This is a genomic window from Streptomyces sp. V2I9 (assembly GCF_030817475.1).
Classification (GTDB): domain Bacteria; phylum Actinomycetota; class Actinomycetes; order Streptomycetales; family Streptomycetaceae; genus Streptomyces.
The window spans coordinates 4,457,067-4,473,847 of the sequence record NZ_JAUSZJ010000002.1 but is presented as its reverse complement, the minus strand read 5'-3'; the positions used below and the strand labels follow the sequence as shown (position 1 = coordinate 4,473,847).

Here is a 16,781-nt window from a genome sequence, read left to right as displayed (position 1 = left end):
CGCTGAGCGCCGCCCATCGGCGTGCCCCCGGTCCGCCCCCTCCTCACCCGCAGTGCGGCCCGAACGACGACAGGACACCTCCATGCCGACCGGCACCTACAACCTGATCCACCAGCCATGTGTCCCCGTCCGGTGGAGGCCCGGTCTCACGGCGCCCGACGCCGGAGGGCTTCCGGACCTCGTCGGGCTACGTGAGCTGTTGCTGCGCAGCCACGACATCGAGTCCCTGGCGATCGCCGACGCCCCCGCGCACGCAGCCCTGCTCCGCATTCTGTACGCGCTCACCGCCAGGGTGGCGGAGCTGACCGAGCAGGGTCCCGAAGGTGACTGGGACGTACGCCGGCTGGACGTTCGCGACGCCGGTCGGCTTTCGCCCGAGAGGGTGGAGGCGTACTTCCGGGAGTTCGAGGACCGGTTCTTCCTGTTCGCTCCCGGCGGCCGGCCCTGGATGCAGGACCCCCGGCTGGCGGAGCAGTGCGACGGGTCGAACACCGCCGGCGTCAACAAACTCATCGTCACCCGCCCCTCGGGCAACAACCACTCCTGGTTCCGGCACGACACGGACACCGCGCCCGAGCTGCCGACCGCCCCCGAAGCCTTCCTCAGCCTGCTGGTGTGGCACTACTACGGGCCGTCGGGCCGGTGTTCGTCCCGTGAGGTGAACGGGGTGAAGCACGCGAGCGCCACCGCCGGCCCGCTCCGGACGGCGCTGTCGTACCACCCCGAGGGCGATTCCCTCTTCGAAACGCTGCTCGCCGGCCTCGTCCCCCCGGAGGACGAGGTGGTCGGCAAGGAGGACCTGTGCCCGTGGGAACAGGAGGACCTGCCCGACCCCGAACACCCGAGGAGGCGATCGCGGGGCCCCCGCTCGCGGCACACCGCCCGCTCCCAGCACGCCCTTCTGCTGCTGCCGGACAAGGACGGCATGAGGGTGCGGGATGCCTACATCACCTGGGCCTACCGGGGTGAGCGGATGCCGCGCGAGGACGACTACCTCATCTGGCAGACCAGCCAGCAGGGCAACCGCTACCCGCGCCCCGCGGACGCCGGGCGCGCGTTGTGGCGGGACCTGGACGCACTGCTGCTGCAGAACCCGCCGGAAGGCAGCGCACACCCTCAGCAGCCCCGCGTCTTCCGCACGGCGGTCCAGGTCTCCGAGGACCTGCGGGTGCGGGCGCTCGGGTTCGACCAGGAGGGCCAGGCCAAGGACACCCAGTTCATCGACGCGAGCACCCCGGTGGTTCTGGGATATGCGGAGGACAACGACCCCCGCACCGTTCCCGCCGTCGGTCGGCTGCGGCAGCTCGGAGAGCTGTACGGCCGGAACCTCGACCGGGCCGTCAAACGCGCCTGGGCCGCCTACGTCAGGGACGCCAAGGCGGACGGTGCCGCCTGGGCGGCGGAGGCCGGCGCCCGCTACTGGCCCCGCGCGGAGGCGGAGTTCTGGGCACGGTTCCGCCTCCTGGATCGCACCGGTGACGCGGCCGACGGTGGTTTCGACCCGGCAGCCACCCGCCGGGCATTCCTCCGCCTGGCCGAAACGGCGTACGACGCCGTGACCGAGCCCGTCACCCGCACCGTCCGCGGCGCGAAGGCAGTCTCCCAGGCCCGCCTCGACCTCTACGGCCAGCGTCGGAAATCCCGGTCGTCGGCCTCGCCCAGTTCTCGCGCGAAGACCAAGGAGCCCACCGGATGACCGCCACTCCCCCGCCCATCACCCATGACGCACCGCCTGCCCCGCCGGCCGGGGTGACCACGATCGTCCCCCAGCAGAGCGGCACAGCGCGCCGCAGCCACGAGAGGGCGTTCACCACCCGGGTCGAGCAGGTCTGCAGCACTGATCCGGGCGCCCGCAGCGCCCTGCGCAGCGGTCTGCGCAAGGACCTCGACTCCGTGCGCCGCATGCACCGCCTGATCGCCCGGTGGCTCCCCGAGCGGCGCTCCCCTGATGTGGAGCGGGCCTACTACGCGGTCGCGGCGATGATCGCGGCCCAGCCCCGCAGCGCACTGGCGTCCGCCGGGCACGCGGACGACGGGCCGGTCCAGCCCGGCGGGCAGGAGCTCACCGGCAGCGCACCTCGGCGGCACCGCACCAGCCTCGGGACAGCGTTCGCCACCGCGGTCACCGAGGGGCCGGGCCGCGAGAAGGAGATGCGGGCCGGCACGGCTGAGAGCCGCCTCAACCTCCTCACCCGTCAGAGCGTCAACGGCCTGCACCGGCACCTTCCCTCGTCTGTCGGCTATCTGCGGTCGCTGGGCGTGGAAATCGACTGGGCCCAGCTCCTGGACGACCTCGGCAGCTGGCGCACCCGCTCCGGGCGGATCTCCCGGACCTGGCTCCAGGACTTCTACCGCCTGCGCAACGAAGAGGCCGCGCACCAGGCCGATGAGGCCGACGAACAGGAACAGGTGGCCGGCCCGACGGAAGCCCCCGACTCTCCCTGACCTCTACGACCCAGCCCCTCCGAACCGTCCCCCGGACGCCTTCCCTCCCCTCAGGACCTCCCCGCCCCGAGCCGGGACCTCCCATCTCCCAGCCGCGCGGCACAGCGCGCGCATTCCGCACGAAGGAGTCACATCCACATGCCCATGACCGCCCGTTTCGTCGACATTCACGTCGTCCAGAGCGTCCCGTTCGCCAACCTGAACCGCGACGACACGAACTCCGTCAAGACGGTCCAGTACGGCAACGTGCTGCGGACCCGGGTCAGCAGCCAGTCCTGGAAGCGGGCCATCCGCGAAGAGTTCGAGGACCGCATCGGCCAGGTGGCGCTGCGCACGCGCCGTATCGGGGAGCGGGTGGCCCTCGTCCTCTCGTCGGAGCGCGGCTGGCCGCAGGATCTCGCCGAGAAGGCCGGGGCTCACACGGCCGCGGCCAGCAGCATCAAGTTCGAACCGGCGAAGGACCCCCAGGACCCCAAGCAGGACGTGGCGAACAAGGTGCTCACCAACGCGATGGTCTACGTCCCCGATACAGCCGTGACCGAACTCGCGGACCTGGCCGAGGAGTTCCGCGAAGCTCTGCAGGGCGCGAAGGACATCAGGAAGAAGACGGACAAGAGCATCCTGCCCTCCGACCGCGTCGAGGCCATCCTGCGCTCCCGCAACGGCGTCATCAATCTCTTCGGACGCATGCTCGCCGAGATCGACAACGCCGGTGTCGACGGTGCGGTCCAGGTCGCCCACGCCCTCACGACCCACGAGACCGACGTCGAACTCGACTACTTCTCCGCCGTCGACGACGTCTCCGCCCTCTGGGGCGACCAGAGCGGCAGCGGCCACATGGGCCACGCCGAATTCAGTGCCGGCACCTTCTACCGGTTCGCCACCGTCGACCTGCGGGATCTCGCCCGCAACATCGGCGACCGCCCCGACGAAGTGCGCGAACTCACCGCCGCCTTCCTCAACGCGTTCATCCGGTCGCTGCCGCAGGCGAAGAAGAACTCCACGGCCCCCCACACCATCCCCGACCTCGTCCACATCTCCGTACGCGCCGACCGGCCCCTGTCCTACGCCGCCGCGTTCGAGAGCCCGGTCATCGCTGCCGCCCAGGGCGGGTACGCGGCCCCCTCCCGCACCACCCTGTCCGGCTACGCCGAGGACGCCAACCGTCTCCTGGGCACCGGCGGTGTCGTCGACGCGGGCTGGGCCGGCGTCGACGCCAAGGGCCTCGACGGCCTCGGCACCCGCCACACCAGCTTCGACGCGCTCATCGACTCCGCCCTCACCAGCGCCCTGCCCTCCGGCGGCGCGGTATGACGTCCCCGCTCCCCGAACCCGAACCGGGCCTTCTGCTCCGCCTGGCCGGGCCCCTGCAGTCCTGGGGCCTGCACAGCCACTTCAACGAACGCGACACCTCCGCCTTCCCGACCCGCTCCGGCGTCATCGGCATGCTCGCGTCCGCCCTCGGCCGCCGGCGCGACCAGCCCATCGACGACCTCACCGCCCTGCACATGACCGTGCGCACCGACCGGCCCGGTGTCCTGCTGCGCGACCTGCACACCGTCGGCGGCGGCCTCCCCGGCAAAGCCACCGTGACCACCGCCGAGGGCAAGAAGCGCACCGGCGACACCGGCACCCTCCTCACCCACCGCGTCTACCTCGCCGACGCCGCTTTCACCGTCGCCCTCACCACCCCCCGGCCCACCCCCGCCACCCAACCGCTCCTCGACCGCTGTGCGAACGCCCTGCGCGCCCCTCGGTGGCCGCTGCATCTCGGCCGCCGTTCCTGCCCGCCGGAAGGTCCCGTACTGCTCGGGCAGAGCGACGACGCCCTGCACCACCTCATCCATCTGCCCCTCGCCGCACCACCGGCAAGAAGCCGCGCATCGGAGCACAGGCCGGTGGAGTTCCTGGCCGACCGTCCGCTGGACTTCCTGCCCGCGCCGGCCCACACGGTCAGCGAAACCCACGAGGACGGCACGCACTCCTCGGGTCGACTCAACGACCAGCCGGTCAGCTACCACCCGAGCCGACGGGCCTACCGCGCCCGGCCCCTGTACCGGCGCAGCCTGCTCCTGCCCGACTCCCAGTTCGCCGGACTCGGAACCCAGCAGCTCACCGCACTGGGCCACTACCTCGACACCCGGCTGCACACCACCGAAGGGAGCCGACGATGACTCTCTGGCTCACTCGCATCGTCCCCGACACCCGCTCCCCGGAGGCACGCCGCGACCTGAACGACCCGATCGGCACCCACCGCCGCATCATGAGCCTCTTCCCGTCCGAAGCGGGCCCCGACCCCCGCGCCCGCTTCGGCGTCCTCTTCCGCACCGAAGACACCCCCGCCGGACCGCACCTGCTCGTCCAGTCCACCTACGAGCCCGACACCAGCGGCCTCCCGGACGGCTACGGCACCATCCTCGCCCGCCCCCTCGACGCACTCCTCGACGCCGTCCGCCCCGGCCTGACCATCCGCTACCGCTGCGTCGCCAGCCCCGTACGCAAGCCCGGCGCCACCACCCGCGCCCTGTACGGCCTCCCGCCCGTCGTCGCGCTCACCGGTGCCGCGGCCGACGAATGGTGGCTCCGACAAGCCGACAACAGCGGCATCAAACCCCTCACTCACCACTCCCACCCCCTGGACGCCGTCCGCGGACAACGCCGCCGAGACGGAGCCCCACCCCAGAACATCCGACACGCCCGCACCCAGTTCGACGGCACGGCAGCCATCATCGACACCGACCTCCTGCGCAAGGCCGTACTCAGCGGCGTCGGCCGGGGCAAGGCGTACGGCTGCGGCCTCCTCAGCATCGCCCCCGCGAGGCAGACCCCATGACCCCACCGCCGGCCACCAAGCCCCTCACCAACGGCAACGCGCGGCGCAGACTCGCCGCCCCCACCGTCGCCATGCTCCCCCGCATCGCCGACTCCCTGTCCTTCCTCTACCTCGACATCGTCCGCATCCACCAGGACGACACCGGGGTCTGCGCGGAAGTCACCAGCGAACAACGGGGAACCGAAACCGTCTACCTCCCCACCGCAGCCCTCAGCTGCGTCCTCCTCGGCCCCGGCACCTCCATCACCGCGCGCGCCCTCACCACCTTCGCCAGAAACGGCACCACCGTCATCACCGCGGGATCAGGTGGCGTCCGCTGCTACTCCGCCGCCGTCCCCGAATCCCTCACCACGCTCTGGCTCGAACGTCAGACCCGCGCCTGGACCGACGACACCCGCCGCCTCGCCATCGCCCAGACCATGTACGAAATGCGCTTCGGAGACGGCACCGCCACCAACGGCACCAGCCTCGACAAACTCCGTGGCATGGAGGGCCAACGCGTCAAAGCCCACTACCAACTCCTCGCCCGCCAGTACAAGATCGGCCGCTTCCGCCGCTCCTACGACCCCTCCTCCTGGGACACCCAGGACCCCGTCAACCTCGCCCTCTCCTCGGCCAACACCTGCCTCTACGGCATCGTGCACGCAGCGATCACCGCGCTCGGCTGCTCCCCCGCCCTCGGATTCGTCCACAGCGGCAACCAGCAAGCCTTCGTCTACGACATCGCCGACCTCTACAAAGCAGAACTCACCATCCCCCTCGCCTTCTCCCTCCACGCATCCTCCAACCCCGAAGGCGAAGCGCGCCGTTCCTTCCGCCACGAACTACGCCTCTTCCAGCTCCTCCCGCGCATCGTCACCGACATCCAGCAGCTCCTCGACCCCGACCACACCTACGAAGCCCCCGATCCCGCAGAACAGATGGTCGATCTCTGGGACCCCGTCAGCGGCTCCGTACCCGCCGGCATCAACCACGGAAAGCAACCGTGACCCTCCCCACGGAAGACCACCGACCATGTCCTCGATGATCGTCATCTCCGCCACCGCCGTACCCGACCACCTCCGCGGAGCCCTCACCCGCTGGCTCCTCGAAGTCACACCCGAGCTCTACGTCGGAACCGTCTCCGCCAAGGTCCGCGACGAACTCTGGGCAGCGGTGACCGCCTGCACCCACGACGGCCTCGCGGTCCTCGCCCACCCCGCCGACAACGAACAAGGCTTCCAACTCCGCACAGCAGGCGCCCGCCGCCGCGAACCGATCGACTTCGACGGCCTCACGCTCATCGCCTTCCACCGGGAGAGTCAAGAAATGGCAAACCCTCTCTAACGGCCCAGGTCACGAAGGGTGCTCTCCGCGCGAGCGGAGGTGAGCCGGCGTCCGGCCGCTTCATCACGGCCATGGGCCGGTGCTCTCCGCGCGAGCGGAGGTGAGCCGTCTAGGGGAAGCCGGCTCGTCCCGCTGAACTGGTGCTCTCCGCGCGAGCGGAGGTGAGCCGTCGGTCCCGGCCCCGTCGCAGACGCAGGCCCTACAGGGCCGGTCCGTCTCGGAGGCCAGTGCTCTCCGCGCGAGCGGAGGTGAGCCGACCCTGGCGGAGACGGACGCCGAGCACCAGCGGTGCTCTCCGCGCGAGCGGAGGTGAGCCGAGGAGCGGTACAACACCGTGGACGCCCGGCGCGTGCTCTCCGCGCGAGCGGAGGTGAGCCGTCCGGATACACCACGCAGGTCCTGGTCACCCGGTGCTCTCCGCGCGAGCGGAGGTGAGCCGCCGCCGGGACTAGGTCCGTGATGGTCTGCCCGGTGCTCTCCGCGCGAGCGGAGGTGAGCCGGAGGTGGAGGCTGTGAGCGACGTCGAAGGCGCGTGCTCTCCGCGCGAGCGGAGGTGAGCCGTGGGTGGCGCTGCCGAGTGGCAGACCGTCGCCGTGCTCTCCGCGCGAGCGGAGGTGAGCCGTCGCGGAGTCGGCGGCGGCCGATGCGGCGGAGGTGCTCTCCGCGCGAGCGGAGGTGAGCCGACCTGCCACGCGCTGGCCCGGTCCTCCTCGCTGTGCTCTCCGCGCGAGCGGAGGTGAGCCGCTCCAGCACGCGCGACGGTAACGGACTCCACTGTGCTCTCCGCGCGAGCGGAGGTGAGCCGTATGCGGGTGTCCGACCCTCGTGTCACTAAATGTGCTCTCCGCGCGAGCGGAGGTGAGCCGCGGCTGCGGCGGCGGCCGTCGCCGCAGAGGTAGTGCTCTCCGCGCGAGCGGAGGTGAGCCGGTGAAGGGGTGTTGAGGTCTACCGTCGGCGCGGTGCTCTCCGCGCGAGCGGAGGTGAGCCGGATATCGCCGCCCTCAACCCGGACATTCCGCAGTGCTCTCCGCGCGAGCGGAGGTGAGCCGGTCGAGGAGTACAAGAAGGACCGGGCGCAGCAGTGCTCTCCGCGCGAGCGGAGGTGAGCCGGTGTGTTGAGAATGCGATTTTGGCCTACCCCCGTGCTCTCCGCGCGAGCGGAGGTGAGCCGTCCCCAGGAGGGAGATGCCCGTGTCCGACGACGTGCTCTCCGCGCGAGCGGAGGTGAGCCGTGGCGGCAGGGCAGCCCGTCCGTAGCACTACTGTGCTCTCCGCGCGAGCGGAGGTGAGCCGCCGCCTTTGTCGCCAAGCGGTTCCCCGGCATCGTGCTCTCCGCGCGAGCGGAGGTGAGCCGACGGTCCACGTGAGGCGGGGATGGCTGGCGCTGTGCTCTCCGCGCGAGCGGAGGTGAGCCGACGGTCCACGTGAGGCGGGGATGGCTGGCGCTGTGCTCTCCGCGCGAGCGGAGGTGAGCCGGTGCCGACCCTGCTACCGACCCCGTCGGGTGCGTGCTCTCCGCGCGAGCGGAGGTGAGCCGTCACCCACTCCCTTACCTGTATGCGAAGGCCCGTGCTCTCCGCGCGAGCGGAGGTGAGCCGCCTTCGCCCCGGCATCCATTGCGATCTTGCTGGTGCTCTCCGCGCGAGCGGAGGAGAGCCGCCCTCCCCCGACTGCGGGCACCGCTACAACGCGTGCTCTCCGCGCGAGCGGAGGTGAGCCGCCTTCGCCCCGGCATCCATTGCGATCTTGCTGGTGCTCTCCGCGCGAGCGGAGGTGAGCCGGTCAGCGGGCGGGTCATCAGGAGCACCGGCTGGTGCTCTCCGCGCGAGCGGAGGTGAGCCGCGGGACGGGATCGCGATCTACCGGCGCGGCCGGTGCTCTCCGCGCGAGCGGAGGTGAGCCGACGTCCATGTTCCCGGTGGCGATCAACAGGCCGTGCTCTCCGCGCGAGCGGAGGTGAGCCGAAGCAGCAGCAGCGGGCGACGGCCCCGAAGGCGTGCTCTCCGCGCGAGCGGAGGTGAGCCGTTGTCGGAGTTCTCGCTGGAGACGGTGACGGAGTGCTCTCCGCGCGAGCGGAGGTGAGCCGGATTTCGGTGAGGCCGCATGCACGGTGCCGTCGTGCTCTCCGCGCGAGCGGAGGTGAGCCGTGCTTTACGGTTGCGGTTATGGAAATCGCATAGTGCTCTCCGCGCGAGCGGAGGTGAGCCGCAGCGGGACGTGCTGGGCGACCAGCACCGGGAGTGCTCTCCGCGCGAGCGGAGGTGAGCCGGAGAGCGGCGGTGGTCGCGTGGAACCTGTCGGGTGCTCTCCGCGCGAGCGGAGGTGAGCCGTCCCGCGGCGGGACCGGGAACTTCGGGGTCTCGTGCTCTCCGCGCGAGCGGAGGTGAGCCGAACATGGGGTGAGCGTACCGACCCGACGACTGGTGCTCTCCGCGCGAGCGGAGGTGAGCCGACGCGATCCACAGCCCAGAGCCTCTACCGGCGGTGCTCTCCGCGCGAGCGGAGGTGAGCCGCCCGTCACCCAGGGCGAACCAGTCACCAAGACGTGCTCTCCGCGCGAGCGGAGGTGAGCCGGCAGGTCCCTCGGTCTCTCTCTTGTGGGCGGCGTGCTCTCCGCGCGAGCGGAGGTGAGCCGCTGATGCGGGAATGCGACGGCTCCCTCACGACGTGCTCTCCGCGCGAGCGGAGGTGAGCCGCAGTACGTCATCGCGGGCGTGGGCGCCCTCGGGTGCTCTCCGCGCGAGCGGAGGTGAGCCGATGGCCTCGTTGACGATCGCCCGCTGGATCGTGTGCTCTCCGCGCGAGCGGAGGTGAGCCGGCATGATGGCACCGCATCCGAGTAACCGCCTCGTGCTCTCCGCGCGAGCGGAGGTGAGCCGCGGATGGCGTACCAGGGGGCGGTGACGCAGGGGTGCTCTCCGCGCGAGCGGAGGTGAGCCGGTGTGCAGGCGGCCCTTGAGCGGGCCGGAGTCGTGCTCTCCGCGCGAGCGGAGGTGAGCCGCAGTTGACCGGTGGCGACCCGGTGACGTGCCGGTGCTCTCCGCGCGAGCGGAGGTGAGCCGCTCGAAGCCATCGTGCGGATCCTCGACTCCCTGTGCTCTCCGCGCGAGCGGAGGTGAGCCGTGGCGCACGAGCTACGCGGAGGCGATGCTCCGGTGCTCTCCGCGCGAGCGGAGGTGAGCCGCGCGGCGTGTTCCCGTACGGGGCCCGCGCGGTGTGCTCTCCGCGCGAGCGGAGGTGAGCCGTCGCGGCCGGAGGACTGCCCGGCGTCGATCTTGTGCTCTCCGCGCGAGCGGAGGTGAGCCGTCCGCTGCGGGTCGCAGGACTGGACGTGGGAGGTGCTCTCCGCGCGAGCGGAGGTGAGCCGCCGCAGCGCCCGGAGCCGATGCGCCGGCCAGGGTGCTCTCCGCGCGAGCGGAGGTGAGCCGACCGCCGCGTCGACCGAGGGGTCCGGGCTGCAGTGCTCTCCGCGCGAGCGGAGGTGAGCCGCGGCCCTCCGCTGGCTCTCATCCTTCGGAGGCGTGCTCTCCGCGCGAGCGGAGGTGAGCCGTCCACCGCATCCGAGGCCCCACCTGTGTCCACGTGCTCTCCGCGCGAGCGGAGGTGAGCCGCCAGCCGAGATCTTCGATGATGTGCCTCTCGGGTGCTCTCCGCGCGAGCGGAGGTGAGCCGCCCCGTACTGACTGCCACTCCGGCGGTTGGTAGTGCTCTCCGCGCGAGCGGAGGTGAGCCGACCGCCGCCGCCACCCGCCGCACGTCCAGCGCGTGCTCTCCGCGCGAGCGGAGGTGAGCCGATGCGGGTGGCCTCCGCCGAGCCGTTGACGTCGTGCTCTCCGCGCGAGCGGAGGTGAGCCCGCCTTCGTGTTGCCGCCGGCCCTCGACCCGCCGTGCTCTCCGCGCGAGCGGAGGTGAGCCGCTCGACTCGAACGGACCGGCGTCACCGTGTGCGTGCTCTCCGCGCGAGCGGAGGTGAGCCGATGGCCGGCGCGAACGACCGGATCCGGTCGGCGTGCTCTCCGCACGAGCGGAGGTCAGTCGATGGGTGTCGGCCCCTTCATCAGGGCCGACACGACTCCGGCCGCCCCGTCTGCGTCCTCCTCGGGGTGCAGGCGGGCGGGGACCGGCCGTTGCCGGTCTCGATGGAGGCCGGTGTTGCAAGATGGCCGTATGTGGGTTCAGCGCGTGATCGACGTGACCGGGTGGGAGCCGCTCGGGCTCTCCGTCGACTGGGCGGCGGTCGAGGGCGAGTTGGGGGTTCCGCTGCCGGCGGACTACAAGGAGCTCTGCGAGGCGTTCGGCGGCGGTGTCTTCAGTGATTCCGTCAGCTTTCTGGGGCGTAGCGAGGGCGCTTCGTTCGACTTCCTGACGCAGTGGCGGGCCTCCCTGTCGTTCGACCAGGGCAGGGTCGGAGACGTCTCTGCCTTCGATCCCTATGCGGTGTACGCGCCTGGAGGCAAGGGCCTGTTGAGCTGGGGCTCCACCGAATGGGCCGACGAGTATGTCTGGCTGGTCGATGCCGAGCGGCCGGGCGAGTACCCCATCCTCGCGCGGTCCCATGACCCCGGCCCGTGGGTCCGGTACGACATGTCCACCTCTGAGTTCCTGTACCGCGTTCTCACCGATGCCGATTTTCGCCCCTTCGGGATCGCGCAGTACGAGCTCGGCACGACCTTCCAGCCTGGGCCCGGGGGTCACGTCGATGGCCCGCCGCTCTGACAAGCGGCCCGAACGACCGTGTTCGTGGCCGCCCCCAGGGCCATTGTTCCCTGGGCCAGCCCCTGTGAGACCTATGGCCTTCGGCTGCCTGCGAACCGGCCCCGCCGCCGCCCGTAGTTCGACGCGATCGCCGCAGCCGGCCAGACGCCCGGCCCGGCGGCGGCGTACAGACGTGGACGCGCACGGAGTCGTCGTCGGTCATCACGCGTCCCCGGTCCCGCGCGTCACTGCTGTGTGCCAGGGCCGCCCGTACATGCTCGTACATGCCCATACATGCCCATACATGCCCCTACGTGCAGACAGCCGAGATGTCGTTCCGGCTCACTCGCCAACAGGTCCGGCCCACCCGGCGGTTCGGCAGGGCGGGGCATCGCCGAAGTGCCAGGCCCGACACTCACGTAGCGAGCCCCTATCCACGTCCACGCACACCGTCCCGGCCCGACCGCGCCGCCTCGGGCTGACGGTGCCCGTCGCCGGCAGGGGCAGCCCCCGGGGAGCCGGCTCCCCGGCACCCGAGGTCCGGCCCTCTTCCGTTGTTCAGGTCAGCGGGCAGGTGAAAGGGAGGACCCGCTCGGCCAGGATGCCGGTGAGGAGGCCGTCGGACATCTCCGGTTCCTCCAGCCAGCCCGTCGTCGTCAGCCGGTCCACGAGGTCGGGCAGGGCGTCGGGGGCGATGGCGCACCAGGAGACGAGGGATTCCAGGTCGATGCCGTCGCCCTCGGGCCCCAGGTATCCGTCCACGTAGACCTGGGTGGCCAGGGCGAGGGCGAGCAGCCGCGCGTCGGCGCCGGTCTTGGCCTTGCGCAGCTTCTTCTCCCCGACGACACGCTGGGCCCAGCCGCTGAGCCGGGGGCGCAGCTTCCGGCCGAAGGTGAACGGGCCCGGATCGTCCTCGCGGGGCGTCAGGGACGGCACGCTGATCCGGGTGGGGCTCTCCGGTCGGGACGCCATCAGTTCATCGACGCTTCCGGGGAGTTCCAGCCAGCCGCACTCCACCAGCTGGCCCACCACGTGCTCGGGGTCCGACAGGGGCAGTCCTTTGACGTCCTGCCCGACGAGGTTGCCGACGCCGGACTGCGCGGTACGCAGGGTCAGCATGAGCACCAGCAGGCGCGCCTCCGGGCCCGGCAGCGGTGCGTGATCGGCCACGTGTGCGAGGACGGCCCGTGCCTGGTCCCACTGTGCCTGGGCGGTCAACAGCCGTGCCACGGCCGGCCCTTCGCCGTCCGGGGCCTGGCCGCTGCGGTGCAGGTGTTGGAGTCGGGCGGCGGCCGCGGCCTGCTCGGCGCGCTGGGCGTCGAGGCGCAGTCCCGGATCGAAGGTGATCTCGGCCCAGGCGGCGAAGGCTTCCGCCTTACGTTCGTGAAGTTCGGCGAGAAGCGCGAGGTCGGGCTCGTCGCGCTGCTGGTAGGCGCGGAAGAGTTCGCCGAGTTCGGTGAGTTCGTCCCGTAGCGAGATGGGCCGGAGGTCGTGCGGGACGAAGCGCTGCGCGATTCGCCCGCACGCGGGCCGCCTGCGTACCGGCCTCGCCGACCTTGCGGTCCTCGCCGGCCGGGGGGCCGGCACTTCGCGCGAGGCCGCGGCGGGCGCGGGGGTGCTGTGCGAGAAGTGCGGGGCGAAGGCCGGGCCGTTCGGGACGGGGCCGGCGGCGACCTGGAAGGGGTCTGCCGCCGGTACGGGCCTGCCGGGGGCGGCCCCGTCGAGGGCCGGCCCCTCGGGGGCCGACCTGCCAGGGGCGGGCCTGTCGGAAACGGTCCGGTCGGGGGGCGGTGCGGTGGCGACGACCTTCGCGGTGGGGTGGGCGGCGGCGCAGCGTGAGCAGCACTCCATGACCTGCCACCAGCGGCCTTCCCGGTCCGCCACGACGGCCAGGACCACCGCGCCCCCGCACCGCCACGGCGCGGGACGTTCACGTGGTCCGGCGGGGCGGATGTGGGTGTGGCACTCCGCGGCCCGGCAGGCGCAGTACGCCTCCGAGCGGGGAGCCGGACCCGTGCGCAGGTGGGCCTTGAGATGCTCGACCGCCGCCGTACGACCGGCGGCCGCGGAGGGCAGCGTCTGCGCGGCGCAGGCCGGCCGGCTGCACGAGACGCGTACGTCCGCACGCCCGCGACCGGCGGGGTCCAGCCGCACCGTCCACGTGCGCCCCGTCACCCGCTCGTTCGTCGCCTGGGCCTCCACACCCATCACATCCTCCTCGACAACTGTTCGTACGTGCGCATCGGCGTCCCGGCCGATGAATGGGGCAGCGGCGCGCGGCGTACCCCGGTCTCCTGCGGGAGACAGCGCGGACTCCGGCCCGAACGGGTGATCTCACCCGTCGGCCTTCCGCCTGCCGTCCTCATTCCGCCGACCTCGTTGCCGACCCGGACCGCTCACGACGGACGAGGCCGAGGAGAGCCGAATCCGGTCCCGGCAGGCAGTGCGCACTCCGGACCCCGCGCCGTCTGCGCCGGAACCGCTCGATCACGCACGACGGGCCCACCGTGTCTCCTCCTCATGCGATGTGCTGATCCACAACGCAAACGAGGTCCCGCCGTTCGGGTGACGGGCACGAAGAGCATGTGGCCGATTTCCTGTCATGGCGGCGGAGCGTCCCGCAGCTTCGGCTGCATCCTGCGCGGGCGGGGAGCCAAGGTCACGCCACGGCTGCCTCTTCGTGCGAGCCCTGTAACAAACGTGAGATACCGGTGAGGAGGCTCCCTCGCGTGGCAAGAATATCCCGGTCGCTTACACATCGGCCGGCTCCGAGCCGGCCACGGGGGGAAGAGGAAACAGCATGAACTCCAAGGTGACCAGAAGTGGTTCATCGCGTCGGGGTCTGCGCGGCGCGGTCCTGGGCGCGGCCGTGGTCGCGGCTCTGCTGACGACCACCGCCTGCCAGCCCTCCGAGAGCGACGAGAAGGCAGCCGCGCCGTCGGCCGTCGCTTCCTCGGGTGACTCCGGGACCGGTAGCGGCAGCCCGAAGGACGGGGAGACGAAGGACGGCGGGGAGACCGGGGTGACGGGGGAGACCGGTGGCGGCAACGGCACCGCGCACGCCGACTGCGAGGCCGACGGACTGACCACCGCGGTCGAGCTCCAGGACGGTCCCTCGGAGACGCCCCGCCACTTCCTGCTGACCGTCACCAACAACGCCAACACCCCGTGTGTCCTCAACGACGCACCGACGGTACGGCTCGTGGCCGGTAACGATGCCCCGATCGTCGAATCGCTCGGATCGCCCGAGGAGGAGGAGCAGGACACCGAACCCCTCGTCGTCGAGGGGGGCGGCAAGGCGTACGCCGGCCTGTACGTGTTCGGCAACGACGAGGGCGGCGAGGCCGAGTACGACCAGTCCGACCGGTTCACCGCCACGCTGACCGCGGGTGAGGGCACCGAACTGAGCGGCACGCTCATCTTCGACCTGCCCGAGGGCCTCGACACCGTCTCCGTCGACGACGCGGCGCGGGTGAACGGCTGGGCCGGCACCGAGGGACTGGCGATGCGCGCGATCACCCAGCTCTGATCAGAGGCACGGGGACCGTCGCGGGCCCGCCCTCCGCCCGCAGCCCGGAGCCCGCAGCCCAGCGCCCGGTGCCCAGCGCCCGAAGCCCTCGCTTCGGGCCAGGCTCCCGGAGCCCCGTGCTCGGAACTCGGGACTCGGCGACCGGCGCTCGACGTCCAGGGTTCGACGCCCGACGCCCGACGCCCGACGTCCGGCGCTCGGGTCTCGGGGCTCGGTTCTCGGGGTACGAGCGGCGGAAGAGGGCGTTCACTCGTTCGGGGACGAGAACAGGGCTCCCTCCCGAAGCTCGGCTCCTGGGACCCGAGCTTCGGGACACGAGACCCGAGATTCGAGCGCCTTCTTTTCCACCGGCAGGGAAAGACAGGGGGGTTGGACTCCCCCCGCCCTCCCTCCCGACCCCGTCACGACCAGCAAATATGACTAATCGTGACGGCTTGCGGCGCGACGCCGCGACTGCTTACGGTGCGAGAACCAAACGACCCCGACGCGGTGTTACAGCACCATGCCGGGGTCTCACCGCACGATCGAGAACTGAGGTCGATCCCTTGGCTACGCAGCACCCTAGTCCTGACATGCACGCCCCCGCACCCTCACCCGCGTACCCCAGGGCGTCCCCCGGCTACGGCAAGCGGTCCGCGCCCGGCCAACTTCCCCGGCGTGCGGACGACTTCGCCTTACTGCCGGCCCGCGAGCGGTACATCGCCGGGTTCATCGACCACCTTCCCGACGGCGCGGCGATGAGCGTCAAGACGCTCGCCAAGCAGCTCCCGCTCTACGGGCAGCAGGCCATCGGCACCTCCCTCAACAGCCTCTCCGTCGCCGGGCACATGCGCCGCGCACGGTGGGCCGTCGGCAGGGGTGAGACGACGCGCTGGGCCTACCGCACGTTCTGGTCCCGCACCGCGCGCGACAACGAGTGGTGGAACACCTTCCTCGCCGCCGAGAAGCGCCGGTTCAGCGGCGCTGCCACCTTCGCCCCGCTCCCCCGGGCCCCGGCCACCGCGCCCACAGTCACCTCCACCGCGTCCACATCGTGCCCGTCGGCCGCACCGCCCGCGCCCTCGGCGGAGCAGGCGGAGGAGCCCCGGGGCCTTGCAGAGGAACCCTGGTTCCCCGCAGCAGAGCACACGACCGAGTCCGAGCCCGAGCCCCCCGTGCCTCACGCGCCGACGGAGCTGACCTCCGCGTGCCTGCCCGCGCAGGCACCGCCACCCACCCCGGTACCGCCATCCATCCCAGTGCCATCGCCCACGCCGGTACCGCCGTTCCAGCGGGTACTTGAGCCCGGCCGGTCTCCCCGGCCCGCCGCCACGCCTCCGACCGGACCCGCCAGGCCCGTACCCGCGTCCGTACAGCGGCCGACCGAACCCGGCAGTCCCGTGCCCGTACGTCCGCAGACCGCACCCGCCGGGCCCGTACGCACACAGCCGCCGACCGCCCCGGAGCCCGGCCGTCGCCCCTCCGCCGCCTATCTCGCCCTCGCCCAACTCGGTCGCACGGACGGACGCGTCGCCCTCTCCGCCGCCGACTGCACCGCCCTCGAACCCCTGGCCGCCGCCTGGCTCGACCGGGGCGTCTCCACCGACTACCTCATCCACGCCCTCACGGCCGGGCTCCCCCACCCCGTCGGCTCCCCGGTCGGCCTCGTCCGCCGCCGTCTCACGGACAAGATCCCGCCCCACCTCCCCACCGAGGACGCCGCTTCCCCGCGCGAAGCCCCCGTGCGCCGCTTGATGATGGAGTGCACCAACTGCCGCGCCCCCGGCCGCCCCGAAGCTCTGCCCGACGGGCTCTGCCGCCCCTGCCGCACCGCCCACGCGTCGGGCGCCACCGGGGAGCCCGCCGATGCCCGCGAGGCCCCCGGCACACCTGGTGCACGTGACATCGGCGCGTACGTCGCCGAACTCCGCGGCCTCCTCAAAATGCCCTGAGCGTCGGTCTTCGGCCGGCTAC

At 71.9% G+C, this 16,781-nt stretch carries 11 protein-coding genes and 1 CRISPR repeat array; of the genes, 10 read left to right on the top strand and 1 reads right to left on the bottom strand.

Annotated features, from left to right (window positions below):
- Positions 1-82: 82 nt before the first annotated feature.
- The 8 genes from casA (at position 83) to QFZ71_RS19870 (ending at position 11,320) form a co-directional block, all read left to right on the top strand.
- Positions 83-1,696: a type I-E CRISPR-associated protein Cse1/CasA gene (gene casA / locus QFZ71_RS19905; RefSeq protein ID WP_307669539.1), complete on the top strand. Its 1,614-nt coding sequence runs from the start codon at positions 83-85 to the stop codon at positions 1,694-1,696.
- Positions 1,693-2,445, top strand: a complete 753-nt coding sequence (gene casB / locus QFZ71_RS19900) for a type I-E CRISPR-associated protein Cse2/CasB (protein ID WP_307669538.1) — start codon at positions 1,693-1,695, stop codon at positions 2,443-2,445. Before casA ends, casB begins: the two co-directional genes overlap by 4 nt.
- 138 nt (positions 2,446-2,583) lie before the next feature.
- Positions 2,584-3,759, top strand: coding sequence for a type I-E CRISPR-associated protein Cas7/Cse4/CasC (gene cas7e / locus QFZ71_RS19895; RefSeq protein ID WP_307669537.1), 1,176 nt, complete (start codon positions 2,584-2,586; stop codon positions 3,757-3,759).
- Positions 3,756-4,619, top strand: coding sequence for a type I-E CRISPR-associated protein Cas5/CasD (gene cas5e, locus QFZ71_RS19890; protein WP_307669536.1), 864 nt, complete (start codon positions 3,756-3,758; stop codon positions 4,617-4,619). Before cas7e ends, cas5e begins: the two co-directional genes overlap by 4 nt.
- Positions 4,616-5,278, top strand: coding sequence for a type I-E CRISPR-associated protein Cas6/Cse3/CasE (gene cas6e, locus QFZ71_RS19885; RefSeq protein WP_307669535.1), 663 nt, complete (start codon positions 4,616-4,618; stop codon positions 5,276-5,278). Before cas5e ends, cas6e begins: the two co-directional genes overlap by 4 nt.
- Entirely contained in the window at positions 5,275-6,267 is a 993-nt protein-coding gene (gene cas1e, locus QFZ71_RS19880) for a type I-E CRISPR-associated endonuclease Cas1e (RefSeq protein WP_307669534.1), read from the top strand. The genes cas6e and cas1e overlap by 4 nt, the downstream gene beginning before the upstream one ends.
- A 25-nt stretch (positions 6,268-6,292) precedes the next feature.
- Complete coding sequence (gene cas2e, locus QFZ71_RS19875) at positions 6,293-6,604, top strand: type I-E CRISPR-associated endoribonuclease Cas2e (RefSeq protein ID WP_307669533.1); 312 nt, start codon at positions 6,293-6,295, stop codon at positions 6,602-6,604.
- Between the two features lie 17 nt (positions 6,605-6,621).
- Positions 6,622-10,642: direct repeats of the CRISPR family, unit length 29 nt; unit sequence GTGCTCTCCGCGCGAGCGGAGGTGAGCCG.
- A 144-nt stretch (positions 10,643-10,786) separates the two neighbouring features.
- Positions 10,787-11,320 (top strand): SMI1/KNR4 family protein, encoded by a 534-nt coding sequence (locus QFZ71_RS19870; protein WP_307669532.1) that lies wholly within the window; start codon positions 10,787-10,789, stop codon positions 11,318-11,320.
- Positions 11,321-11,857: 537 nt separating this feature from the next.
- Here the strand turns inward: QFZ71_RS19870 and QFZ71_RS19865 are convergent.
- A complete protein-coding gene (locus QFZ71_RS19865; RefSeq protein ID WP_307669531.1) occupies positions 11,858-13,507 on the bottom strand; it encodes a hypothetical protein in 1,650 nt (549 codons plus the stop codon).
- Between the two features lie 592 nt (positions 13,508-14,099).
- Here QFZ71_RS19865 and QFZ71_RS19860 point away from each other — a divergent pair.
- Together QFZ71_RS19860 and QFZ71_RS19855 are read left to right on the top strand one after the other, a co-directional pair.
- Positions 14,100-14,828: a DUF4232 domain-containing protein gene (locus QFZ71_RS19860; protein WP_307669530.1), complete on the top strand. Its 729-nt coding sequence runs from the start codon at positions 14,100-14,102 to the stop codon at positions 14,826-14,828.
- A gap of 572 nt (positions 14,829-15,400) precedes the next feature.
- Entirely contained in the window at positions 15,401-16,759 is a 1,359-nt protein-coding gene (locus QFZ71_RS19855; RefSeq protein WP_307669529.1) for a MarR family transcriptional regulator, read from the top strand.
- The last annotated feature ends 22 nt before the right edge of the window (positions 16,760-16,781 follow it).